The organism is Nonomuraea sp. CX421 (assembly GCF_059358955.1).
Window position 1 is genome coordinate 314,194 of sequence record NZ_JCADBK010000004.1, and the last position, 21,865, is coordinate 336,058.

Genomic DNA, 21,865 nt, shown 5'->3' on the forward strand with positions numbered 1-21,865 from the left:
CGGGTCTCAGAAGTACGTGGTGATCTCGCCGACCACCCGGTAGTCGCGGTCGACCAGCGGGAGCGTGCGCCACTTGTCGAACGCCGTGCACGGGTGGGAGATGCCGAACGCGAGCAGGTCGCCTGGTTGGACCCCGTCGGCGCGTACCACCGTGTGCTGGTCCTGGATCGCCACGACCGTGACGCCCTCGCGCCTGGGGATGGGCAGCCCCTCGTCGTACGGGGCGTCGCGCTTGCCCATGCCGACGATCGCCAGGCCCGGCTCGGGCGTGGACAGCACGTGCGCCCAGATCTCGAGCGCGGGCCGCAGCTCGCCCGCCACGCGGTTGAACGGGGTGCGGTCGCGGTAGTAGCCGTCGTCGTGGGCGGCGTAGGCGCCGCTGCGCAGCACGATCGTGGCCTGGGTGGCGACGAGTTCGCGGCCGATCACGTCGAACCACTGGCTGCCGCCGACCGACAGAATGGGGTTTCTGACCCTCAGGTGCTCGACCGCGTCCTGCAACCGGCGGAGGTACGCCTTGACCTCCTCGGCGTTCCGCAGCGCGCCTTCGTACCCGGCGACTCCGGCCAGTTCGACGCCGGGCGTCTCCTGGATGTGCCGGGCGACGTCGAGCAACTGCTCCAGCGACCGGCAGCCGGCTCGCCCGCCGTCGTGTCCCAGCTCGGCCAGCACGGTGAACGGCCGGGCCGACGCGTGCCGGGCGAGGATGTCGACGCCCGTCACCGAGTCGGCGAAGCTGAGGAACTCGAAGCCCGGGTCGCGCGCTAGCTCGCCGGCGGCCCATTCCAGCCCGGCCGGGTCGACGACCTGGTTGGCCACCATGACGCGGGTGGCGCCGAAGCCCCGGGCCGCCATGGCCTGCCGCGTGGTGGCCACGGTGAGACCCCACGCGCCCGCTCCGAGCTGCATGGCGGCGATCTCGCGTGACATGTGCGTCTTGACGTGCGGCGCCAGCTCCATGCCGTGGTCGCGGGCGAAGGCCGCCATAGTGGCGATGTTGTGTTCGAGTGCCTCGCGTCGCGCGACCATCAGCGGGAAGGAGAGCCCTCCCTCGAAGACCGTTTGCTTGAACGATCCCTGCACGACACCCCCTTTGTCGGGCATGACCCTATCTCGCCCGAATTTCGATCAGGCGGGGCGGAGGGCTCGGCCAGGTGTCGCGCCGGTGGGCTCGCCCGCCGCCAGCACCCGTACACCCGACACCAGCACGTCCTCGACTCCCGTCGCGGGCAGCCGCGGAGCCGCGTAGGTCGCCCGGTCGGCCACCGTGGCGGGGTCGAACACCACCACGTCCGCCGCGAACCCGTCTCGCAGCAGCCCTCTGTCCGCCAGCCCGAAGCGCCGCGCCGGATGCGAGGCCAGATGGACCGTGGCCTGCTCCCAGGTCCAGTCACCCAGCTCCCGGACGTGCCGCCCAAGGAACCGGGCGAACGCCCCGAACCCGCGTGGATGCGGATGACCGCCCACGTAGATGCCGTCGGAGCCGCCGGTGTGCGACGGGTGGCGGAGCATCCTTCGTACAGAATCCTCCCCTTGTGGGCCCTCGTCGGGGCGGGCCGTCACGCAGCCCGCCTCCAGCCGGGTCTCCACGAGCAGGCGGCGGCAGAACTCAGCCGGCGCGACACCCGCCCGCTCGGCCGCCTCCACCATGCCCAGCCCCTCGGCCCAGGCGAGACCGGGGGCGTGCGAGATCGTCAGCCGCGGCCAGGTCTCGGCCAGCCGCGGCCACCAGTCGTCGAGCTCGCCGGAGCCGAGCATCTCCAGAGCCCGGCCGGTGTCGGCTCCGGGCACCTCGGGCGGCAGCACGACCATCGCCAGGATCGTGTTGCCGCGCAGGTAGGGGTAGGTGTCGAAGGTCAGGTCGACGTCACCGGCGAGCGCGTCCTCCACCAGGGGCAGCAGCACGTCGGCGGGCCCGTGCAGATGGGAGACGTGCGCGGCCGCGCCCGAGCGGGTGGCGATCTCCACGACCTCCGCCATGCCCACCCCGGCCTGGGCGCCGTAGGCCCGCATGTGGGTGACGTACGGGCGGCCGCCGAGCGGCTCGCAGAGCGCGGTCAGCTCGGCGGCGGAGGCGTAGCGGCCCGGCAGGTACTCGAGCCCGCTCGACAGCCCCGCCGCGCCCTCCGACAGCCCCCGCTCGACGTGGCCGACCATCCAGGCCAGCTCGTCGCGCGTGGGCGCGGCAGGGGACGGCCCCATCACGTCGTAGCGGATGGTGCCGTGCGGGAGCAGGTAGGCGGTGTTGAGCGGGACGGTCCGGTCGTAACCGCCGAGCAACTCCCCCACGGTCAGCGGGCCCTCAACGAGCGGGCCCTCGACGAGCGGGTCCTTTATGAGCGGCCTTCCGGTCAGCGGCCCGTTGACGGCGGCGAAGTAGCGGGACGCGTACGCGACGGTCGCGGCGGAGCCCGGCGCGAAGGAGAGGCCGTCCTGGCCGAGCACGAACGTCGTGACCCCCTGCCGCAGCGCCGCCAGCTGCACCACCGGGTCGAAGACCGCCGCGTCGCCATGGGCGTGGCAGTCGACGAACCCCGGCGCCACGAACCGGCCGCTCGCGTCGATCACGGTCGCCGCCTCGGCGCCGTCGAGGCGGCCCACGGCGGCGACCCGGTCGCCGGTGATCGCCAGATCCGCCCGGTACGGCGGAGCGCCGGTCCCGTCGAGCACCTGTCCGCCGCTGATGATCACATCGAAGGCCACCCAAGGATTAAACCCGATCGTCCGGCCGGTACGGCTTCAGGTCCGCCGTCGATCCGCCACCTCATCCGGCCGGCCATCGGACCGCCGACCGGACCCCTGTCCGGTCGTCACGTCAGACCGCCCGGCCGTCAGCCCCGTCCGGCCGTCGCATCAGACCGCCCGGCCGTAGCCCCGTCCGGTCGGCGCATTGGGCCGCCCGGTCGTCAGTACGTGCGGTCGGCGCATTGGGCCGCCTGGTTGACCGGCCGCTCGGCGAGCAGGTCGCGGGCCTGCGCGCGGGCCAGGTTCCAGCCGTTCCACGGGTCCGGGCGGTCCAGGCCGTTGGCGCGCACCACGTCGGCCAGCACGCAGCTGCGTTGCGGCTCCGGCAGCCGGTCCAGCGCCGGCACGGCCTCGGCCCCCAGGTCTCCCAGGTAGTCGGGGTCGATCTTGGCGATGCCCCGCACCTCCACCTGTGTGCGGGCCACCTGCAGGTCGGGGTTCACCATGGCGAAGGCGCCCAGCCCGATCGCGGTGATCAGCACCACGGTACGCGGCAGCCAGCCGGAGCCACGGCCGGCCAGGCGTACCGCACCGGCGAGCAGCACCAGCGCGAACACCGCGCCCAGCCACCAGACCGTGGCCTGCACCGACAGGCGGAGCCGCGACAGCCCGTACGCGTCGGTGTAGAGGTCCATCCGGTGCAGCGCCGAGGCGAGGACGACCATGGTCAGCGCGCACAGCACGCCGAGCTGCCCGGCCAGCAGCCAGCGCTCACGGTTGGAGGTCCTGAGGATGCCGCTGGCCACCGCGACGATGCCGAGCACGAACACGCTCACCACGACGAGCTGGAAGAAGCCCTGACGAGCGTATTCGGCGTAGGTGAGCCCGGCCGTCTCCAGCACCCAGGCGTCGCCGCCGAACAGCGCGGTGATCTGCACCGCGACGAACGCGACGAACAGCAGGTTGACCGCCGTGAGCGGCAGCAGCCAGATGGCCCGGCTCACGACGACCTTGACCTCGGGGCCCACGGGATCGGCGACCGGCCTGAGCGCGACCAGCACCACGGCCGCCAGCAGCATCGCGCCGACCACGAACAGGAAGATCCGAATCGGCAGGGACTCCACCCAGTCGGGAGTGCTGGTCAGGCGTTCCACATAGGAGGCGAACACGGCGTCGGCCGACGTGAACAGCAGCCCGAACACCAGCAGCAGCACGGTCGTGATGCCCAGCGCCACCAGCGTCGGCATGACGTGGTGCCTGGACTTCAGCTTCTTCACCGGTTTGCCCAGGAACCACGGCACGGGCCCGAGCGCCAGCAGCACCGACACGCCGCCCCTGATCACGCCCAGCCAGCCGAGCCCGGCCCCCGACACCGCCAGCGCGGCCAGCCCGACCCCCGCCACGACGAGCAGACTGACCAGCCAGTCCGCGTCCCTGACCGCAGCCATCGAGATCAGCCAGTACGCCAGCACCCCGAACCCCAGCGTCCACGGCGTCATCCTCCGCAGCACCGCCGGCAGCGCCGCCGCGCCCAGCACCATCGCGACCAGCACCAGCCCCAGCCCGGCCTGCGCCTCGGGCAGCGCCACCGCCGTGAACACCCCAGCCCCGGCCGCCGCGGGCAGCAGCCAGCGCGGCGTCTCGGGCAGCTCCGGCCGCGGGAACAGCGGTGGCGGCACGTACGGTGGCGGCGGTTGCCGCGGCCCGGACGCCTGCGCGGGGTGTGGCGCACCAGGCCGCGCCGGTGTCCCACCCTCCCCGTGGTGCGTCTCGCCCTGGTACGGCGATCTCGGGTAGGTCTCGCCCTGATATGGGCCGCCGTGACCCTGGTGCGGCCCGCCGTGGCCCTGCTGCGGCCCGCCGTGGCCCTGGTGTGGAGCCGGTCGGCGACCGGGGCCCGCGCCGATGGCCATGCCGATGGCGCCGACCAGCGCGGTGCAGAGCACGAGCGTGATGAACGCCATGCCGTCGCCTACGGTGACGCTCATGAACACGGCGGCGAACATGCCGCCCAGGAAGCCGATGAGCAGCCCGACGATGGTCCCGACCACCATCCGCACCAGCCTCGGCCCGGACTCGGCCGTCGGCCCTGCCGTCTCTCCAGGCATCGGCCGGGATTGCGCCCCCCTCAGCACCCCTGCCTCCGGCACCGGCCACGCCATCGGCCCAGCTCCCGGCACGGCCACGGTGTCCATCGGGCCGACGATCGCCGCCGTAGTGGTCTCGACGCTCCCATCGAGCGCGCCCATGGAGCCGGTTGCGCCAAGCTCGCGCGCCACGACTCCCTTACCGGCCGTACCGACGCCGGCCACGTCCTCCCTACCGGCCGCACCAGTGCCGGTGACGATGCCGGTACCGATGTCGGTCCCGGTGCCAGTGCCAGTACCGATGTCGGTCCCAGTGCCAGTGCCAGTGCCGGTCCCGGCCGCGTCTTCCATGCCGGTGACGGTCGCCTGGGCGGCATCCGTGACCGCCGGGGTCGGCGTGGCCCGGTCACCTGCCGCGTCCGTGCCACCGCCCGGAGCGCGGGTCGCGTCCGCGCCCTCGGTGCCGGGAACGGCCCCGATCAGCGCGGCCAGGGCAGCGGCCACCCCGTCGGCACTCGCAGCCGCCCCTGCCTCCACGGCCGGGATGGCCGCCACGGCAGGGGCACCCGGCTCGACCGCGCCCGCCAGAGGGCCGGACGCCGGCGCAACTGCTGTCACAGCGCCCGGCTCCGACACACCGGCAACCGGCATCCCAGGGCTGGCCGCCAGCGCACCCGCAACCGGCGTCACAGAGGCGGACGCCGACACGCTGGCAACCGCCGTCCCAGGACTGGTCACCGGCGTCAGCGTGGGGGTGGCCGGAAGGCCGGACTCCACCTGCCGTCCCTCTAATGGCTCGTTCGCCATCATCGTCCTCCCTGGTAGTTCGACGATCATGCGGCACCCCGCGCAGTCGTCGATGCTGATCGAACCGCCGTGCAGTTCGACGATCTCCTTCACGATGGCCAGCCCCAGCCCCGCTCCCCCGGCGTCCGCGGCGCGGCCGCTGTCGAGCCGGGAGAAGCGCTCGAACACGCGGCTCCGGGCCGAGGCGGGGATGCCGGGCCCCTGGTCGGCGACGGTGATCTGGACGCCGCCCTCCGTCGGGGCGGCCGACACGGTGACCACGCCACCGGGCGGGCTGTGCCGTACCGCGTTGTCGAGCAGGTTGGCCAGCACCTGGGCGAGCAGGTCGGGGTCGGCGCGGACGACGAGACGGCCGGGGACCGCCGCGGCGAGCCGGACGTCCTCGCGCGCGAGCGCGCTCTCCCGCACCGCCTGGACGAGCAGCGGCGCGAGCTCGATCGTCTCGGGCTCGATCAGCCGGACGCCGGAGTCGAGCCGCGACAGGTCGAGCAGTTGCGCGACGAGCCTGCCGAGTCGTTCGGTCTGGGCGAGCGCGGTGCGCATGGTGACGGGGTCGGGCGCGGAGACGCCGTCCACGACGTTCTCCAGCACGGCCCGCAGCCCGGTGATGGGCGTGCGGAGCTCGTGGCTGACGTTGGCGACGAGCTCGCGCCGCTGCCGGTCGACCTCGCCGAGGTCGGCGGCCATCGCGTTGAACGCCCTGGCCAGCTCGCCGACCTCGTCGCGCGAGGTGGCGCGGACGCGCAGCGTGTAGCGGCCCTTGGCGATGGTCTGGGCGGCGCGGGCCATCTCGCGCAGCGGCTTGGTCATGCCCATGGCGAGCACCTGCACCATGATCAGGGCGAGCACCACGGCGACGGCGATCCTGACGTCGCGGGTGAACCCGGAGTAGATGCCGACCTCGTTGATGACGAACGCGGTGCCGACGGCCAGCACGATCACGATGCCGAGCTTGACCTTGATCCGGCCGAGGAAGTCGAGCGGTCTCATGGCCGTACCAGGGCGTAGCCGACGCCGTGGACGGTGCGTACGACGTCGGAGCCGAGCTTGCGGCGCAGCGCGCGCACGTGGCTGTCGACGGTCCTGGTGGCGGCGGCCTCGGAGAAGCCCCACACGTCGGACAGCAGCCGATCGCGCTCGAACACCTGGCCGGGCCGCTCGGCGAGCCGGCGCAGCAGGTCGAACTCGGTCCTGGTGAGCTGCGCCTCCGTGCCGCGGACGAACACCCGGCGGGCCGCGGTGTCGATCTCCACCTCCCCCACGCGGAGCACGGTGTCCTCGGCGGCCAGCTGGGCGGCCCGCTCGACCCGGCGCAGCAGCGCGTGGATCCGCGCCACCAGCTCGCGCATGCTGAACGGCTTGGCGAGGTAGTCGTCGGCGCCGACGCCGAGCCCGACGAGCACGTCGGTCTCCTCGCCGAGCGCGGTGAGCATGAGCACCGGCACCGGCCGGGCCGCCTGCATCCGGCGGCACACCTCCAGCCCGTCGAGGCCCGGCAGCAACCGGTCCAGGATCACCAGGTCGGGCTCCGCCCTGCCGTACTCGGTCAGGGCGGTCTCGCCGTCGCCGGCCACCCGGACGTCGAACCCCTCCGCCGCCAATCTGTCGCGTACGGCCCTGGCGATGGTCTCGTCGTCCTCTACCAGGAGGACGCGTCGCTGCTCTGCCACGGACGAAAGCCTAGAAGTGCCCCGTGCAGACGGCACTCCCCTAACTGTGCACATCCGGTGCAGACTTGGGCGAGTGAATACTGCCGAATATCTCCGCCGTCTCGGGCTTCCCGGCCTGCTCAACACCCCGCCTTCGGCCGAGAGCCTGCGGGCCCTGCACGTCGCGCACGTCGAGCGGGTGCCGTACGAAGTGCTGGAGATCTGGCTGGGCCGTGCGACGACCGTCGACCCGCTGGAGTCGGCCGAACGCATCCTGCGGGGGCGCGGCGGCTACTGCTACCACCTGAACGGCGCGTTCTCCCGGCTGGCCATGGAGCTGGGGTACGAGGTGACCCGGCACGTCGGAGGCGCGCAGATGCAGGGTGGCGAGCCCGGCGTCAGCGGCAACCACCTGGTGCTCACCGCGCGCGGCCTGCCGTCCGACGACAACCCGGGCGGCGAGTGGCTGGTGGACCTCGGGCTCGGCGACGGCCTGCACGAGCCGCTCCCGCTGGTCGAGGGGACGTACCTGCAGGGCCCCTTCAGGTACGGGCTGCGGCCGTCGGAGGTGGTGCCGGGCGGTTGGCGGTTCGACCATGACCCGGGCGGCTCGTTCGAGGGCATGGATTTCGCCCTGACACCCACTGACATGTCGGCCTTCACAAAAATGCATGACCACCTGAGCACTTCGCCGGATTCCGGCTTCGTCCGCGTCGCCACCGTGCAGCGGCGCGACGCCTCGGGGGCGGACATCCTGCGCGGGCTCAGGCTGTCCCGCGTCGGCAGCGGCAGCCACTCGGTCACGCTTGACTCGGCCCGCGACTACTACGCCGCGCTGGCCGACGTGTTCGGGCTGTCGCTCGACGACGTGAGCGCCGGGGAGAAGGACGCGCTGTTCGGCAGGCTGCACGACGCGCACGAGGAGTGGCTCGCGGCGACGCCGGCCTGACGCCTCCTGTCAGGGAAAATGCGGTACGCGAGTCTCGTGACGTTCATCCATGGCTTGGCCGGTTAGAGGCCGCTATCGTGCACCTCGGGATGGGAAAGACCACGAAACTCGCAGGGCGTTACCGGCTGCTGGACCCCCTGGGCGGTGGGGTCGCACGACCGGCCTTCGACGAGCTGGAGCACCGCGACGTGACGGTCAGAGCCGTGCACGTGCCGCCCGAGCTGCGCGACGCCGCGGTGCGTGACGCGCGGCGGGCCATCGGGCTGCGCCACGCCTCGATCGTCGGCGTGCTCGACGTGGTGGTCGAGAAGGGCGAGCCGTGGCTGGTCACGGAGTCCGCCACGGGCGCCTCGCTGGAGCGAACCGTGCTGTCGCGCCATCCACTGCCCGTCCTGCAGGCCGCGCGGGTGGGCGTCTGCGTGCTCTCGGCGCTGCTGGCCGCGCACGCCGAGGGGATCGTGCACGGGCGGGTCAATCCGGCCAACGTGCTGCTCACCTCGACCGGCCGGGCGCTGCTCTCGGGGTTCGGGTTCCCGGATCCCGGCCTGTCGCCCGCCTCCGACCTCTGGTCGCTGGCCGCCACACTGCACTTCGCCGTGGAGGGCCGGCCGCCGGGCCCGGCGCCCGTCGCGGGCGCCGATCCACTGCGGTCGCTGATCCGGGCGATGCTCGATCCGGCGGGACCGCCGCCCGCCGAAGTGGTGGCCGAGACGCTCGACCGGCTCGCCCTCGACCGCTCCCTCGACCAGGTGATCGCCTCCTCCGGGGCGGTGCCGATCGGTCAGGTGGTCGCGATCGGGCTGGCCGTGCTCGACCAGCTGGCCGCGATCCACTCGCGCGGCCGGCACCACGGCGCCGTGCATCCGGGGATGGTCCTGCTGCCGGCGGGCGGCGCTCCCGCGCGGCTGCGTTCGGCACGGGTGGCGGGGCCGCCCATGCCCGACTACACCGCGCCCGAGGGGGTCGCGAGCCAGGCCGCCGACCTGTGGTCGCTGGGGGCCACGTTGTTCGCGGCCGTGGAGGGCCGGTCGCCCGCCCCCGGCGCCCCGCTGACCAGGGCGGGCACGCTCGCGCCGGTGTTGTTCCGGCTGCTGTCGGGAGACCCGGCCCAGCGGGGTGACCTGGCGGAGCTGCGCCAGGAGCTGCTGGCGGTCGGCGCCGAGGCCGAGGGCCTGAGGACCGGCTCCAGGTGAACGCAACGGTTGAGATACATCGCGTACGGAACCGTGTCCGTGCGCCACTCGTTGGACCGGCGACGCAGAATAGTGAAGAGGCGGGGCGTGCGCCCCGCGTTCGGAGGACGTTGAGGATGTCGCCAGTTCAGAAGTACGCCATCGGAGCCGGCGCAGCGGTTCTGCTCTCTCTGATCTTCTTCGGGGCCGGATGGATCACGTTGCTGGTCATCCTCGGCGTGGTCGGCGCCCCCGTGGTCGGTTATCTGATGCTCGACCCGTCGCAGCGCGAGCGGCTCAAGAGGTCGCGCAAGCGCGGCATCGGCCGCTGACCCCGGGCGGCGGGGGCCTCAGGCCTCCGCCGGCTGGGCGTTCCGCACCCGCTCGGTGACCTTGCGCTCCACGACGAACGACAGGAACGGCACCGTGCCGCCGAGCATGATGCCCAGCATGTACGGCCAGTTCCAGCGCGCCTTCATGCCCAGGTTCATCACCGCCACCAGGTAGACCATGTAGAGAAATCCATGGATGGGCGCCACGACCTTGGACAGGGTCGCGTTGTCGAAGCCGTACCTGAGCACCATCGCCACGCAGAGGATGAGCAGCATCACGCCGACGACGTAGGCGAGCGCCCGGAAGGGCTTGAGAGCCGATTCCACCGTTTAACCTTCCAGAACCATTTCAGGGGACGTGCGACGGTCCCGATCCGCGCGTACGCCATCGCGTACGAAGTGGAACCACATGAACACGGCGAACCCGGCGAAGATCCACCAGTTGGCGGCGTAGGCCAGGTTGCGCCAGGTGAGGGCGCCGCCGACGACCGGGGGCGCGACCTCGACCTGGGTGAGCGAGCCCGACGGCGGCTGGGCGACGACGAAGCCGTTGCGCACCTGCTCGCCGGCCCACAGGTTGATCAGCTCACCCGTCGACACGGTCTGCACCTGGCCTTCAGGCAGGGCTCCGGCGCGTCGCTGGACGCTGTCGGTGCCCTGCGGCGGCCTGAGCCGGCCCTCCACGGTGACCCTGCCCTGCGGCACCGCAAGGCCCGGGTCGTCGGCCGTGGCCGCCCAGCCGCGCACCACGGGCACCAGTGTGCCGTCGTCGAGCTTGAGCGGCGTGAGCACCCAGTAGCCGTCGTCTCGCGCGACGTTGCCGCCCGGCGCCTCGACGCTGGGCCGCCTGTCGATGACCAGCAGCTGGCGGGCGGCGTCGTAGACGCCCTCGGCGGTGACCTTGCGCGCGACGGAGTCGCTCGGCATCTGCGCGCCCACCTGGGTGAGCGTGGCGACGGCGACGGGCGCGGGGTCGGTCGCGCTGTGCGGCTTGCCGGAGTCCTGGAAGACGCCGAGCTGCCAGCGCCCGAGGAAGAGGAACGCGACGAGGACCCCGATCGTCAGCAGGTGCAACCCCAGCATGCGGGGTGAGAGCAGGGTCCTCAGCATGGTTACAAGCTATCCGGCGATCCGGGTGGTCGCCCCATCAACCCGGGGTCTACGAATCACACGAAGCAGTGCAATTGCGGCATGTGATCCCGCTAGGCTGCTGCCCATGTCTGACCAGCATATAGACCCCGCGGGCAACACCCAGCAGTTCCGCGCGTTCGCGCAGCAGTCCGAGCAGGAGGAGGCGGCGACGCCCAAGAGGTCGCCTCTTCTGCCGACCATCGCCGTCGTGCTCGCGATCGCGATCGTCGGCGTGGGCGTCTTCCTGCTCCTGCGCTGACCCGGCCCGAGGGTGCGCCGACGGCTACGGCTCTCGGCGCTTTTCGTGTTTCCCGGGCAGGCCATACCGACCAGTCGGTGTGATGTGGTTCACTCCACACAGAACCTGGACCGGACGCGGGACGCGGATTACATTGGACATCGCGTCCAATAATCCCGGGACGGAGGAGGAGCAGTGGCTGAGCCAGGCATAGTGATCATCGGCTCCGGCTTCGCCGGGATCGGCATGGCGATCAAGCTCAAAGAGGCCGGCTACCACGACTTCGTCATCCTGGAGAAGGCCCCGGACCTCGGCGGCACCTGGCGCGACAACACCTACCCCGGCTGCGCCTGCGACGTGCCGTCGCACATGTACTCCTACTCCTTCGCCCTCAATCCCGACTGGTCGCGGATGTTCTCCCCACAGGAGGAGATCTGGGACTACATGCGGGCGTGCGTCGACAGATACGGCATCGCCCCCCATCTCAGGTACGGCAAGCGGGTCGTCTCCCTGGAGTACGACGACGGCGCCCGGCTGTGGGAGGTGGCCACGGCGGACGGCGAGACCCTGCGGTCGCATGCCGTCGTCTCCGGCATCGGCGCCCTCCATATCCCGTCATTTCCGGAAATAGCGGGGCGGGAGAGCTTCGCGGGCCCGGCCTTCCACTCCGCCGAATGGGACCATTCGGTCGACCTCACCGGCAAGCGCGTGGCCGTGATCGGCACCGGCGCCTCGGCCATCCAGTTCGTCCCCCAGATCGCCCCCAGGGCCGCCAGGCTGACCGTCTTCCAGCGGACACCGCCGTGGATCCATCCCAAACCCGACTTCGCCATCCCGCCCCGGATGCGGCGGGCGCTGCGGCTGCCGGGCGCGGCCAGGACACTGCGCCACGGCCTCTACTGGCTGCTGGAGAGCAGGGCGCTGGGCTTCACCGTGGACCCCCGGCTGATGAAGGTGCATCAGACGCTCGCCCGCCGGCACCTGGAGGGCCAGGTGCCCGACCCCGAGCTGCGCCGCAAGCTGACCCCCGGCTACACGATCGGCTGCAAGCGCATCCTGATCTCCAGCGACTACTATCCGGCGCTGACCCGCGACAATGTCGACCTGGTCACCGACGGCATCGCGGAGATCAGGGAGCACTCGATCGTCGACGCGACCGGCGCCGAGCACGAGGTCGACGTGATCGTCTACGGCACCGGCTTCAAGGTCACCGAGTCGCTGCAGGACCAGCGCATCGTCGGCCGGAACGGCGTGAAGATCCAGGAAGCCTGGCAGGACGGCATCGAGACCTACTACGGCATCAGCACGGCCGGCTTCCCCAACCTGTTCTTCCTGCTCGGCCCCAACACGGGACTGGGGCACAACTCGGTCGTCTTCATGATCGAGGCGCAGATCCGCTACGTCATGGACTGCCTGCGCCTGCTCTCCAGGACCCGGGCCAGGGCGCTCGACGTCCGGCCGGAGCGGCAGCGGGAGTTCGGCAGGCGGCTGCTCGAACGGCTCGACCCGCTGGTGTGGAACTCCGGCGGCTGCGACTCCTGGTATCTCGACGAGCGAGGCGTCAACCGGACGATCTGGCCGGGCTTCACCTTCGAGTACTGGGCGCGTACCCGCAAGGTGAAGCCCGACGCCTACGAGCTCATCTACTAGGTCTCACCACCAGCGCGCTGCCGCCGCCGCGCCTGGTCGGCTCTGCCACGGCCTGGACCCTGTCGCGACCGACGAACTCCAGCGCGGTCGCCGCCCCGATCTCGGCCGTCAGCGCGAAGCTGTGCCCGCGGGCCTCCAGCTCGGCCCGATGGGCGTCCAGGAACGCCTGCTCGGCCTGCGTCTGCGCGCTGTTGCGCTGCGAGGCCCGCGGCGCGGCGAGCGCCTCGGGCAGGCTCATGCCCCATTCGAAGCGGTTGACCAGGATCTGCAGCACCGTGGTGATGATCGTCGCACCGCCGGGCGAGCCGACCGCCAGCACCGGCTTGCCGTGCTGGAACACGATCGTGGGTGCCATCGACGAGCGCGGCCGCTTGCCGGGACCGGGCAGGTTCGGGTCGCCCGGAGCCGGGCCGAAGGTGAAGTCGGTCAGCTCGTTGTTGAGCAGGAACCCACGGCCGGGCACCACGATGCCGTTGCCGCCGGTCGACTCGATGGTCAGGTTGTAGGCCACCACGTTGCCCCAGCGGTCGGCGACCACCAGGTGGGTGGTCTCCGGGCCCTCGCCGGCCGTCGGCGTCGAGGCGCCCTTCGGGGCCTCGCAGAACGTGTAACTCCCGTCCGGGTCGCCCGGCGCGGCGGGGTGCGCCATCGCGTCGGGGCCGATCAGACAGGCGCGTTCCTTGGCGAAGCCGTCGGACAGCAGCTCCTTCAGCGGCACCCCGGGCACGTCCGCGACGTACTTGTTGCGGTCGGCGAAGGCCAGCCGGGACGCCTCCAGGTACTCGTGCAGCCCGACCTGGGGCAGCGAGTCGAGGATGTTCAGCGCCTCACCCACGGTCGAGCCGCCGGAGGACGGGGGCGCCATGCCGTACACCCGCAGGTTCTGGAAGTCGACGCGCGTGGGCTCACGCAGCAGAGCACGGTAGGCCCGCAGGTCCGACTGCTCCATGAGGCCGGGCCGGACGTTGCGGGTCGCGCCGGGCACGACCGGCGGCTGCTTGACCGTGGCGACGATCTCCTTGCCGAGCTGCCCGCCGTACAACCAGTCGGGGCCGCGCCTGCCCAGCTCGCGGTAGGTGGCGGCGAGGTCGGGGTTCCTGAAGACGGAGCCGACGGCCGGCGGCGCGCCGCCCGGCAGGTAGAGGGCGGCGGTGGAGGAGAAGTCCTTGAACCTCGCCCGGTTCTGCTCGGTCTGGGCGGCGAACGTCTCGTCGACGACGAAGCCCTTGGACGCCACCTCGATGGCCGGCTGCAGCGCCTGCTTGAGCGAGAACGTGCCGAACCTGCGCAGCGCCAGATCCCACTGCGCGACCGCGCCCGGCACTCCCGCCGACAGGCCGCTGGTCACGGCCTCCTCGAACGGGATGCCCTCGAAGGTGGCCGCGTGCATGGCCTTCGGGGCCGTCTCGCGGCCGTCGATCGTGTGCACCTTACGCCGCTGGGCGTCGTAGTAGACGATGAAGCCGCCGCCCGCCAGCCCGGCGGAGAAGGGCTCGGTGACCCCGAGCACCGCGCCGGCGGCGACGGCGGCGTCGATGGCGTTGCCGCCTCTCTTCAGTACGGCGATGGCCGCCTTGCTCGCGTCGAGGTCGACGGTGGCGACCGCGCCACCCGTCCCCTCGGCTACGGGGACCTTGTGAGGGGGTACGGCCAGCGCGGGAGGGGCGCCGGCCAGCATGAGGAGAACTGCTGCTGTGGAAACGATCACACTGCGCATGGTGTCCACGATGGACCAGGTACGCCCGTCGCGGTAGGGCCCCCTGCGACATGCGGGGGATGCGCTGGTCAGGACGTTGACCTAGCGTGGGCATGTGCGCATGAAGTCCGGATACACCCCATACCTCGCGCTGATCGTCGCGGTCGTCCAGGTGGGGTTGTCCCCTGGCGCGGAGTATGGGCAGGAATCGTTCAGGGAGCCGCTCACCCCTCTGGCGTACGGGTTGCTGCTGGTCGGTCCGGCGATGCTGGCGGTGTTCCGCAAGCTTCCGCTCATCTCGTCGTTCATCACGTTCGCGGTGACGTACGTGTACGTGTGGCAGGGCTACCCGTACGGCCCCATCTTCCTCGCCCCGATCGTCGTCCTGTTCCTGCTGATCATGAACGGGCGGCGGCTGGCCGCGTGGATCCTGGCCGGAGTCACGCTCGCCGTCTTCCTCGTCTACGCCGGGCTCGGCACCTACCAGGGAGGGCCCTGGCTCTACCACGCGCTGGCGATCAGCGCGTTCATCCTGGTGTTCATGGTGGCGGCCGAGCTGCTCAGGATCCTGCGGGAGCGCCGCGCCCAGCAGTCGCGGGCGGTCCAGGAGGAGACCAGGCGGCAGGCCAGCGAGGAACGACTGATCATGGCCCAGGAGCTGCACGACGTGCTGGCGCACAACATCTCGCTCATCCACGTCCAGGCCTCGACCGCGCTGCACCTCATCGACGACCACCCCGAACAGGCCCGCACCGCGCTGGCCACGATCAAACTAGCCTCCAAGGAGGTGCTCGGCGAGATGCGCTCGGTGCTGAACGTGCTCCGCGACGGCGCTCCCCGCTCCCCCACCGCCGGGCTCGACCGCCTCGACGAGCTGGCCGAGCGGTCCGGCGTGGACGTGACGATCAAACACGCCGGCTCCCGGCCGCTGCCCCGGCCGGTCGAACGCGCCGCCTACCGCATCGTGCAGGAGTCGCTCACCAACGCCGCCCGCCACGCCCCCGGCTCCCGGGTCTCGGTCCGCCTCGAGTACGGCGCGGACGAGCTGTGCATCCAGATCAGCGACACCGGCGCGACGTCACCCGCCGTGCACGCGGAGGTGGGCAGCGGCAACGGCATCCCCGGCATGCGCGAACGCGCCTCCGCCCTGGGCGGCTCGCTGGTCGCCGGCCCCTCGGGGCACGGCTTCCAGGTCTCGGCCCGGCTCCCCCTTCCCGAGGAGAACTCTTGATCAACGTGCTGCTCGCCGACGACCAGGCCCTGGTGCGGGCGGGCTTCAAGGCCCTGCTCGACGCCCAGCCCGACATGACCGTGGTCGCCGAGGCCGCCGACGGCGCCGAGGCCGTGCGCCTGTCGCGTGAGCACGATCCGGACGTGGTGCTGATGGACATCCGGATGCCCGGCACCGACGGCCTCACCGCCACCCGCCAGATGCCCCCGGGCCCGCGCGTCATCATCCTGACCACCTTCGAGCTGGACGAGTACGTCTTCGAGGCCCTGCGCGGCGGCGCCAGCGGCTTCCTGGTGAAGGACACCGAGCCGGCCGAGCTCATCCAGGCGGTGCGCGTGGTGGCCGCCGGCGAAGCCCTCCTCTCCCCGAGCGTGACCCGCCGCCTGATCTCCGAGTACGCCTCGCGCGCCAAGGAGCCGCTGGCCGCCGACGACCTCGACCGGCTGACCGAACGCGAGCGCGAGGTCCTCACCCTGGTCGGGGCCGGCATGACCAACGACGAGATCGCGGCCAAGCTGTTCATGTCGCCGGCGACGGCCAAGACGCACGTGAGCCGGACCATGATGAAACTCAACGCCCGCGACCGCGCCCAACTGGTCGTCATCGCGTACGAATCCGGCGTGGTCAGACCCGGCTGGCTCTGACCTGCCGCTTCGGCGCGGCCCGTTCCCAGGTCCGTGCTTTCTGTGGGTGGCCGCGGAGACGGGTGGGCGTCCCGGCCGACCGCCTTTCTGTTGGAGCCGCGGAGACGGGTGGGCGTTCCGGCCGACCGCCTTTCTGTTGGAGCCGCGGAGACGGGTGGGCGTTCCGGCCGACCGCCTTTCTGTTGGAGCCGCGGAGACGGGTGGGCGTTCCGGCCGACCGCCTTTCTGTTGGAGCCGCGGAGACGGGTGGGCGTTCCGGCCGACCGCCTTTCTGTTGGAGCCGCGGAGACGGGTGGGCGTTCCGGCCGACCGCCTTTCTGTTGGAGCCGCGGAGACGGGTGGGCGTTCCGGCCGACCGCGATTGCCCGGGGTCTGGTGATGTTCGCCTTCGGCGTTGCTGCGGGCGCGGGGGTACTTGGCACGGTCTTAAGTCGGCCGGAACGCCCACCCGCCTCCGCTTTCACCCTGCCCGGCCACTCCGCTCACCCGCCGCAGAGCGGGCCGGGGCCCGTCGCCTGGCTTCTCGCCGATGCTGAAGCGCCCGCTTCCGCCCCCTGGCCTGCTCACCGTAGCTGAAGCCGTCACTTTCCGGCACAGTGCGGGCTGGGCACATTCTGGACATACCGGGTTGATCAAGTATCCGGTCAAGGAGACGCCGTCCCGGATGCGAATCGATCGTCCGGAGGCGAGACCGGATGGCACGGCCGGGGGTAAATCGGTTGTCCGGGGGCCAGCCGGGATGGCACGGTCGGGCGATGGGGAGATTGTTCGAGGACTTGGTGGCCGAAGCCGAGACGGTGTCCGTCGACGGGTGGGACTTCTCCTGGCTCGCCGGACGAGCGAGCGAGGAACGCCCCTCCTGGGGGTACGCACGGCTGCTCGGTGAGCGGATGGCCGACGCGACGGCCGCGCTGGACATCCAGACCGGCGGCGGCGAGATCCTGGCCGGGCTCCCGAAGCTCCCGCCGGTGACCGTCGCCACCGAATCATGGCCGCCCAATCTCAAACTGGCCGCCGCCAGGCTGCGCGAGAGAGGGGCCACGGTCGTGGCCGACGACGAGGAGCCACGCCTCCCCTTCCGGACGGGCTCCTTCGACCTGGTGTCCAGCCGGCACCCGGTGCGTACGTGGTGGACCGAGATCGCCCGCGTGCTCCGCCCCGGCGGCACGTACTTCTCCCAACAGGTCGGCCAGCGCAGCGTCTTCGAGCTGGCGGAGTTCTTCCTGGGCCCACTGGACGGCTCGGCCCGCGACCCGGAGCAGGCCCGGCGCGAGGCGGAGGCGGCCGGCCTGTCCGTCGTCGACCTGCGAGCGGAACGGCTCCGAATAGAGTTCCACGATGTGGGCGCGGTGATCTACTTCCTGCGCAAGGTGATCTGGATCGTGCCCGGCTTCTCCGTCGACCGCTACCGCAAGGAGCTGCGCGACCTGCACGACCGCATCCAAACTGACGGCCCGTTCGTCGCCCACTCCGCCCGCTTCCTCATCGAGGCGAAGGCCGATCCGACCTGAGATGATCAGCTGGCTACCTGTCTTCGGCGGCCAACGCCGAAGATCGGCCGAGGAGGCGGAGCATGGCGCGGTGGAATCCCGCTCGTTCGGCATCGGTCCAGCCCGAGGTGAGTGTGGCGAAGATCGATTCCTGCCAGGAGTGCGCCGCCTCCAGGAGGGCGAACCCCGCGTCGGTCAGGCTGACGGCGCGGCGCCGCGCGTCCGCCGGCGCCGGGTGTGTCACGAGGTAGCCCTGCTCGGCGGCGTGTGCCACCATCCGTGACGCCCCGGACTGGTCGATGGCCAACTCGGAGGCCAGGTCGTTGACGGTCACCTGCTGCTGAGCCCTCAGCGCGTAGACCGCTTCGGCGACCTGAACGTCCCTGCCTCGCTCGGCCAGCCCGCCGTCGGTGTTCCAGCGGCGCGACCAGTGCCGTACGAACTGAAAGAGCGCCTGCCCTGCCCCAGCCTCGTTGTGGGCCGTGCGCGGCGACTCGGTCGCGACCAACTCGGCATGGACGCGGGCGAACCCGAGAGCGGCGGGCAGATCGGGAAACCGCAGTGCGGCGGAAACCCGGTCGCCGGTGACACGGAAGACGGTCGCCACACGCGTCCATCCGGCGCCTTGGGGCCAGCGCGCGTCCTGCTCGACGACCAGCACGCTGTCGCTGATCGGATGCCACGACGTCGCGCGCAACTCGATGCCCGACCGCATGACCCAGTCGATGAACTCGTCCGGGGTGATGGGCCCAGCTCCCTTCGGCCCGCTGACAACGATCGGATCGCACACGACCAGCCGCGCCGCAGCCGGATCCTTACTGTCGACGGCCGCATGCCAGCGCTCAACGGCCATTTGAGTGAGCCCAGAAGTATTCATCGGCCCACTATATGCGTTTCGCATACATTGGACACGAACTGAGGCGCAGCCCATACGGAGAGCAATCCGCACTGTGCCGGAAAGTTCGAGAGCAACCCGCACTGTGCCGGAAAGTTCGGGCTTCAGCTACGGCGAGCAGGCCCAGAGGGCGGAAACAGGCGCTTCAGCATCGGCGAGCAGGAAGGCGACGAGCCCCGGCCCGTTCTGCGGTGGGCAGGCAGGATGGCGGGGCGTCGTAGAGCGGAGGCGGGTGGGCGTTCCGGCCGACTTAAGACCGTGCCAAGTACCCCCGCGCCCGCAGTAACGCCGAAGGCGAACATCACCAGACCCCGGGCAATCGCGGTCGGCCGGAACGCCCACCCGCCTCCGCGGCCACCCACAGAACAGACCCGCCGTAGAGGGCCCCCAACGCGCCTCCGCGGCCAGCAGGCGAACCCACCGATTCGGTCAACGCCGGTAAACATACTGTTACTGGCCGCGTCCAATAAGACACGTTACGTTGCTCCTGGCAACCTACATCGAGAGTGGGGACGAGTATGCGGTCGATCGCCCGATTCTGCGGCCAGTGCAGCTGTGGCTGCCCCGAGCTGTTCGTCGACCACGCAGCCCCAGAAGACCGTCAGGTGATCATCACCGACGACTTCGGGCAGCGCGTCGAGATGAGCCGCGATCAGTTCAGCTCGATAGTGGAGGCGGCCAAGAGCGGGGCGCTGGACGACCTGGCTCTCGTCCACTGAGCGCGCAGGCCGCCGCCCTGCTCGCCAGCGGCCTCGCCGCCGGTCTCCTGGCGGGCACCGCGTCCTGCGCGGCGGTCCAGGGCGGTCTTCTGGTCGGCCTGATGGACCGAAGCCCCGGCCAGGCCACCGCCCCCCGATCAACGGGAGCGACCGGAGCCGGAGAGGACGAGACGTGTTCGGCGCAGCCTTCCGCCGGTGACCCGTCGCTGATCGGGTGGTTCCTGGCGGGCAGGCTGGCCGCCTACTCGGCGGTGGGAGCGCTGCTCGGGCTGCTGGGCGCGGCCGTCAGCCTGCCGCCCGCGGTCAGGGCACTGCTGCTCGTGGCGGCGGGCGTCACGGTGATCGTGTTCGCCGTACGACTGCTGCGCCGTACGGAACCCGGCTGCGCCCCGCCGGCACGGCAGACGAGGCGGCTGGCCGCGCCGTTGCTGGGCGCGGCGACCATCCTGGTCCCGTGCGGCGTGACGATCGGCATGGAGATGGTCGCCGTCTCCAGCGGATCCCCTCTCGGCGGGGCGGCGGTGATGGCCGGGTTCGTGCTCGGCACCGCTCCGGCGTTCGCGCTGCTGGGCTACGTGCTCCGGCGCGTCTCGCGGACCAGGGTGGCCAGGCTGGCCGGAGTGGTGGCGCTGGCGGCCGGGCTCTGGACGATCGGCACCGGGCTCAACCTGGGCGGTTGGCTGCCGCGGCCGACGCTCTCCGCCGCGGCCTCGGCCGACGTACCGACAATCGGCAGCGCACGCGCACACGAAACCGGCACGCAAGAAACCGGCACGACCGGGACGGCCGTCGCGGAGGGCGGGCGCAGGGTCACGGTGTGGGCGATGCGCGACGGCTACCGGCCGGGCATCGTGACGGCCAGGGCGGGCGTGCCGGTGGAGGTCGTGTTCAAGCTGGTCGACCAGGGCTGCACGGGCACGGTGGTGCTCGACGGCCGTGACATCACCCTGCCGGCGATCGTGACGTTACCTCCGCAGCCCGCCGGGACGATGCGCTACACCTGCGCGATGGGGATGTACACGGGGTTCATCGAGTTCTCCTAGACCCGGCAATTACCCCTCGCTTCCGTCCGGTTACGTGTCACCCTGTGGGCCATGTCGTGGTGGCAAGGTGAGGCGCCGGCCGTTCCGGCGCCGCGCGTGGGCGACGAGGCCGAGCTGCTGCTGGCCGCGCAGGCGGGTGACCCGCAGGCCGCGCACCGGCTCGGCAGGTTGCACGCGCAGCGGGGTGACCGTTCAGCGGCGCGGCACTGGTGGGAGATGGCGGCCTCGGGCGGCAACGTCGACAGCGCCTTCAACCTGGGCATCTGGCACGAGAAGCATGGCAGCCTGGAGGAGGCGGTCTTCTGGTACGAGCGGGCGGCCGGCACGGGTGACGCGGAGGCGGCCGTCAATCTGGCCACGCTGCTGCTGGAGCAGCGCGGCGACCTGGAGGGCGCGAGGGGCTGGTTCGAGTGCGCGGCCCGCGCCGGGTCCCGGCCCGCGGCCCGGCGGCTGGCGCTGATCTGCGAGGACGCGGGCGAGCTGCACGCGGCGCGGGAGTGGCATCGCCGGGCCGCCACCGACGGCGACACGGCCTGCGCCCACGACCTGGGGTTCCTGGCCTACTCGGCCGGTGACGACGAGGAGACCGTGCGGTGGTGGGAGTTCGCGACGCGCGGCGGGCAGGCCGACTCGGCCTACTGTCTGGGCCTGTTCCTGCAGGCCAGCCGCGATCCCGAGGCCGCCGAGACCTACTTCCGGCTGGCCGCGGCGAGTGAGCATCCCGGCGCCGCCGCCCAGTTGGGCGGCATCGCGCTGTCCCGTGGCGACCTGCGCACGGCTCGCGGCTGGTACGAACGGGCGGCGGGCGCGGGCCGGGTGGAGGCCCAGCGGATGGCCGGGTTCGTCTGCGTGGAGCTGGGCGACTCGCGCGGGGCCAGTCACTGGTTCGGCCGGGCGGCGGCCGGCGGCGATGCGGAGGCGGCGTTCAACTTCGGGCTGTTGCTCATCGCGGAGTTCGGCGACCTCGAAGGGGGGCGGCACTGGTTCCATGAGGCGGCGCTGGCCGGGCACCACCAGGCGGCCCTTGAGCTGGGCGGCCTGCTGACGGCGGCCGGGGAGGTGGGCGAGGCCCGGCGGTGGCTGGCCGATCCGCCGCCGCCGTCGTGGGGCAGGATGGCCGAGCCCGAGTTGTGCGCCCGGGCGGAGCTCGCGGCGGCGGCGACCGGCCGCAGGGGCGGTGTCTCACTGGCGGTGCCCGCGCTGACGGAGGTTCTCGGCACCTGGGACGTGGTGACCAGGCCGCTGCACGACCACGCCGACGTGATCGGCTGGCTGGTGGCGCGGAGCGGCCTGCACACCAGCGCGATCGAGCATCTGGCCGCGGTGCGGGTCACGCTGTTGCGGCCGGGCGGCGCGCCGTGGCCCAGCCCGGCCGAGATCGAGCACGTCCTGGCCACGGCCCGCGAGCTGCGCCGCCGTTTCGGCCTGCGCCGATAGCGGTGCGGGC

Annotated in this window: 19 protein-coding genes; 11 read left to right on the top strand and 8 right to left on the bottom strand. The window is 71.8% G+C overall.

Annotated elements, in window-relative coordinates; genetic code table 11:
- Positions 1–6: 6 nt before the first annotated feature.
- From AC5L3X_RS10195 to AC5L3X_RS10210, 4 genes are all read right to left on the bottom strand, one after another.
- On the bottom strand, positions 7–1,083 hold the full coding sequence (locus tag AC5L3X_RS10195) for an alanine racemase (RefSeq protein WP_494856572.1): 1,077 nt from the start codon (positions 1,081–1,083) through the stop codon (positions 7–9).
- A gap of 45 nt (positions 1,084–1,128) precedes the next feature.
- A complete protein-coding gene (locus AC5L3X_RS10200; protein ID WP_494856573.1) occupies positions 1,129–2,703 on the bottom strand; it encodes an N-acyl-D-amino-acid deacylase family protein in 1,575 nt (524 codons plus the stop codon).
- Positions 2,704–2,906: 203 nt separating this feature from the next.
- A complete protein-coding gene (locus tag AC5L3X_RS10205) occupies positions 2,907–6,569 on the bottom strand; it encodes a DUF4153 domain-containing protein (RefSeq protein ID WP_494856574.1) in 3,663 nt (1,220 codons plus the stop codon).
- The gene (locus AC5L3X_RS10210) at positions 6,566–7,249 is read right to left on the bottom strand and encodes a response regulator transcription factor (RefSeq protein WP_358463833.1); all 684 of its coding nucleotides are present in this window, start codon (positions 7,247–7,249) and stop codon (positions 6,566–6,568) included. The genes AC5L3X_RS10205 and AC5L3X_RS10210 overlap by 4 nt, the downstream gene beginning before the upstream one ends.
- A gap of 73 nt (positions 7,250–7,322) precedes the next feature.
- On the opposite strand from AC5L3X_RS10210, the gene AC5L3X_RS10215 reads away from it, so the two are divergent.
- The 3 genes from AC5L3X_RS10215 (at position 7,323) to AC5L3X_RS10225 (ending at position 9,681) form a co-directional block, all read left to right on the top strand.
- Positions 7,323–8,177, top strand: a complete 855-nt coding sequence (locus tag AC5L3X_RS10215; RefSeq protein ID WP_494856576.1) for an arylamine N-acetyltransferase family protein — start codon at positions 7,323–7,325, stop codon at positions 8,175–8,177.
- 89 nt (positions 8,178–8,266) lie between these two features.
- Positions 8,267–9,370 carry a protein kinase domain-containing protein gene (locus AC5L3X_RS10220; RefSeq protein WP_189124727.1) on the top strand — a complete coding sequence of 368 codons (1,104 nt, stop codon included), beginning with the start codon at positions 8,267–8,269 and terminating at the stop codon, positions 9,368–9,370.
- A 116-nt stretch (positions 9,371–9,486) separates the two neighbouring features.
- Positions 9,487–9,681 (top strand): tail-anchor membrane protein, encoded by a 195-nt coding sequence (locus tag AC5L3X_RS10225; RefSeq protein WP_189124728.1) that lies wholly within the window; start codon positions 9,487–9,489, stop codon positions 9,679–9,681.
- A gap of 18 nt (positions 9,682–9,699) precedes the next feature.
- On the opposite strand, the gene AC5L3X_RS10230 is transcribed toward AC5L3X_RS10225, so the two are convergent.
- Positions 9,700–10,008 (bottom strand): DUF3817 domain-containing protein, encoded by a 309-nt coding sequence (locus tag AC5L3X_RS10230; RefSeq protein ID WP_189124729.1) that lies wholly within the window; start codon positions 10,006–10,008, stop codon positions 9,700–9,702.
- Between the two features lie 3 nt (positions 10,009–10,011).
- A complete protein-coding gene (locus AC5L3X_RS10235; protein WP_494856578.1) occupies positions 10,012–10,791 on the bottom strand; it encodes an SURF1 family protein in 780 nt (259 codons plus the stop codon).
- A gap of 106 nt (positions 10,792–10,897) precedes the next feature.
- Between AC5L3X_RS10235 and AC5L3X_RS10240 the strand changes: the two genes are divergently transcribed.
- Together AC5L3X_RS10240 and AC5L3X_RS10245 are read left to right on the top strand one after the other, a co-directional pair.
- A complete protein-coding gene (locus AC5L3X_RS10240; RefSeq protein WP_494856579.1) occupies positions 10,898–11,071 on the top strand; it encodes a hypothetical protein in 174 nt (57 codons plus the stop codon).
- A 225-nt stretch (positions 11,072–11,296) separates the two neighbouring features.
- A complete protein-coding gene (locus AC5L3X_RS10245) occupies positions 11,297–12,700 on the top strand; it encodes a flavin-containing monooxygenase (RefSeq protein WP_494856818.1) in 1,404 nt (467 codons plus the stop codon).
- Here AC5L3X_RS10245 and ggt read toward each other — a convergent pair.
- On the bottom strand, positions 12,690–14,417 hold the full coding sequence (gene ggt, locus AC5L3X_RS10250) for a gamma-glutamyltransferase (protein ID WP_494856580.1): 1,728 nt from the start codon (positions 14,415–14,417) through the stop codon (positions 12,690–12,692). The genes AC5L3X_RS10245 and ggt overlap by 11 nt on opposite strands.
- 100 nt (positions 14,418–14,517) lie before the next feature.
- Between ggt and AC5L3X_RS10255 the strand changes: the two genes are divergently transcribed.
- The 3 genes from AC5L3X_RS10255 (at position 14,518) to AC5L3X_RS10265 (ending at position 17,782) form a co-directional block, all read left to right on the top strand.
- The gene (locus AC5L3X_RS10255) at positions 14,518–15,627 is read left to right on the top strand and encodes a sensor histidine kinase (RefSeq protein ID WP_494856819.1); all 1,110 of its coding nucleotides are present in this window, start codon (positions 14,518–14,520) and stop codon (positions 15,625–15,627) included.
- Entirely contained in the window at positions 15,624–16,271 is a 648-nt protein-coding gene (locus AC5L3X_RS10260) for a response regulator (protein WP_189124735.1), read from the top strand. Before AC5L3X_RS10255 ends, AC5L3X_RS10260 begins: the two co-directional genes overlap by 4 nt.
- A 755-nt stretch (positions 16,272–17,026) precedes the next feature.
- Complete coding sequence (locus tag AC5L3X_RS10265; RefSeq protein ID WP_494856582.1) at positions 17,027–17,782, top strand: class I SAM-dependent methyltransferase; 756 nt, start codon at positions 17,027–17,029, stop codon at positions 17,780–17,782.
- Positions 17,783–17,795: 13 nt separating this feature from the next.
- Here AC5L3X_RS10265 and AC5L3X_RS10270 read toward each other — a convergent pair whose 3' ends face one another.
- Positions 17,796–18,614: a MarR family winged helix-turn-helix transcriptional regulator gene (locus tag AC5L3X_RS10270; protein WP_494856584.1), complete on the bottom strand. Its 819-nt coding sequence runs from the start codon at positions 18,612–18,614 to the stop codon at positions 17,796–17,798.
- A gap of 560 nt (positions 18,615–19,174) precedes the next feature.
- Between AC5L3X_RS10270 and AC5L3X_RS10275 the strand changes: the two genes are divergently transcribed.
- From AC5L3X_RS10275 to AC5L3X_RS10285, 3 genes are read left to right on the top strand one after another with little or no spacing between them, the layout of a single operon-like run.
- Positions 19,175–19,375, top strand: a complete 201-nt coding sequence (locus AC5L3X_RS10275) for a hypothetical protein (RefSeq protein WP_189124737.1) — start codon at positions 19,175–19,177, stop codon at positions 19,373–19,375.
- A gap of 17 nt (positions 19,376–19,392) precedes the next feature.
- Positions 19,393–20,418 carry an urease accessory protein UreH domain-containing protein gene (locus AC5L3X_RS10280; RefSeq protein ID WP_494856820.1) on the top strand — a complete coding sequence of 342 codons (1,026 nt, stop codon included), beginning with the start codon at positions 19,393–19,395 and terminating at the stop codon, positions 20,416–20,418.
- Between the two features lie 51 nt (positions 20,419–20,469).
- Positions 20,470–21,855, top strand: a complete 1,386-nt coding sequence (locus AC5L3X_RS10285) for a tetratricopeptide repeat protein (RefSeq protein WP_494856586.1) — start codon at positions 20,470–20,472, stop codon at positions 21,853–21,855.
- Positions 21,856–21,865: the final 10 nt, after the last annotated feature.

What these genes read in the sequence shown, in the direction of transcription:
- AC5L3X_RS10205 (WP_494856574.1), bottom strand. Translation starts at nt 6,569, where the DNA reads ATGAGACCGCTCGACTTCCTCGGCCGGATCAAGGTCAAGCTCGGCATC.
- AC5L3X_RS10220 (WP_189124727.1), top strand. Translation starts at nt 8,267, where the DNA reads ATGGGAAAGACCACGAAACTCGCAGGGCGTTACCGGCTGCTGGACCCC.
- AC5L3X_RS10225 (WP_189124728.1), top strand. Translation starts at nt 9,487, where the DNA reads ATGTCGCCAGTTCAGAAGTACGCCATCGGAGCCGGCGCAGCGGTTCTG.
- AC5L3X_RS10235 (WP_494856578.1), bottom strand. Translation starts at nt 10,791, where the DNA reads ATGCTGAGGACCCTGCTCTCACCCCGCATGCTGGGGTTGCACCTGCTG.
- AC5L3X_RS10240 (WP_494856579.1), top strand. Translation starts at nt 10,898, where the DNA reads ATGTCTGACCAGCATATAGACCCCGCGGGCAACACCCAGCAGTTCCGC.
- AC5L3X_RS10245 (WP_494856818.1), top strand. Translation starts at nt 11,297, where the DNA reads ATGGCGATCAAGCTCAAAGAGGCCGGCTACCACGACTTCGTCATCCTG.
- ggt (WP_494856580.1), bottom strand. Translation starts at nt 14,417, where the DNA reads ATGCGCAGTGTGATCGTTTCCACAGCAGCAGTTCTCCTCATGCTGGCC.
- AC5L3X_RS10255 (WP_494856819.1), top strand. Translation starts at nt 14,518, where the DNA reads ATGAAGTCCGGATACACCCCATACCTCGCGCTGATCGTCGCGGTCGTC.
- AC5L3X_RS10265 (WP_494856582.1), top strand. Translation starts at nt 17,027, where the DNA reads ATGGGGAGATTGTTCGAGGACTTGGTGGCCGAAGCCGAGACGGTGTCC.
- AC5L3X_RS10270 (WP_494856584.1), bottom strand. Translation starts at nt 18,614, where the DNA reads ATGGCCGTTGAGCGCTGGCATGCGGCCGTCGACAGTAAGGATCCGGCT.
- AC5L3X_RS10275 (WP_189124737.1), top strand. Translation starts at nt 19,175, where the DNA reads ATGCGGTCGATCGCCCGATTCTGCGGCCAGTGCAGCTGTGGCTGCCCC.
- AC5L3X_RS10285 (WP_494856586.1), top strand. Translation starts at nt 20,470, where the DNA reads ATGTCGTGGTGGCAAGGTGAGGCGCCGGCCGTTCCGGCGCCGCGCGTG.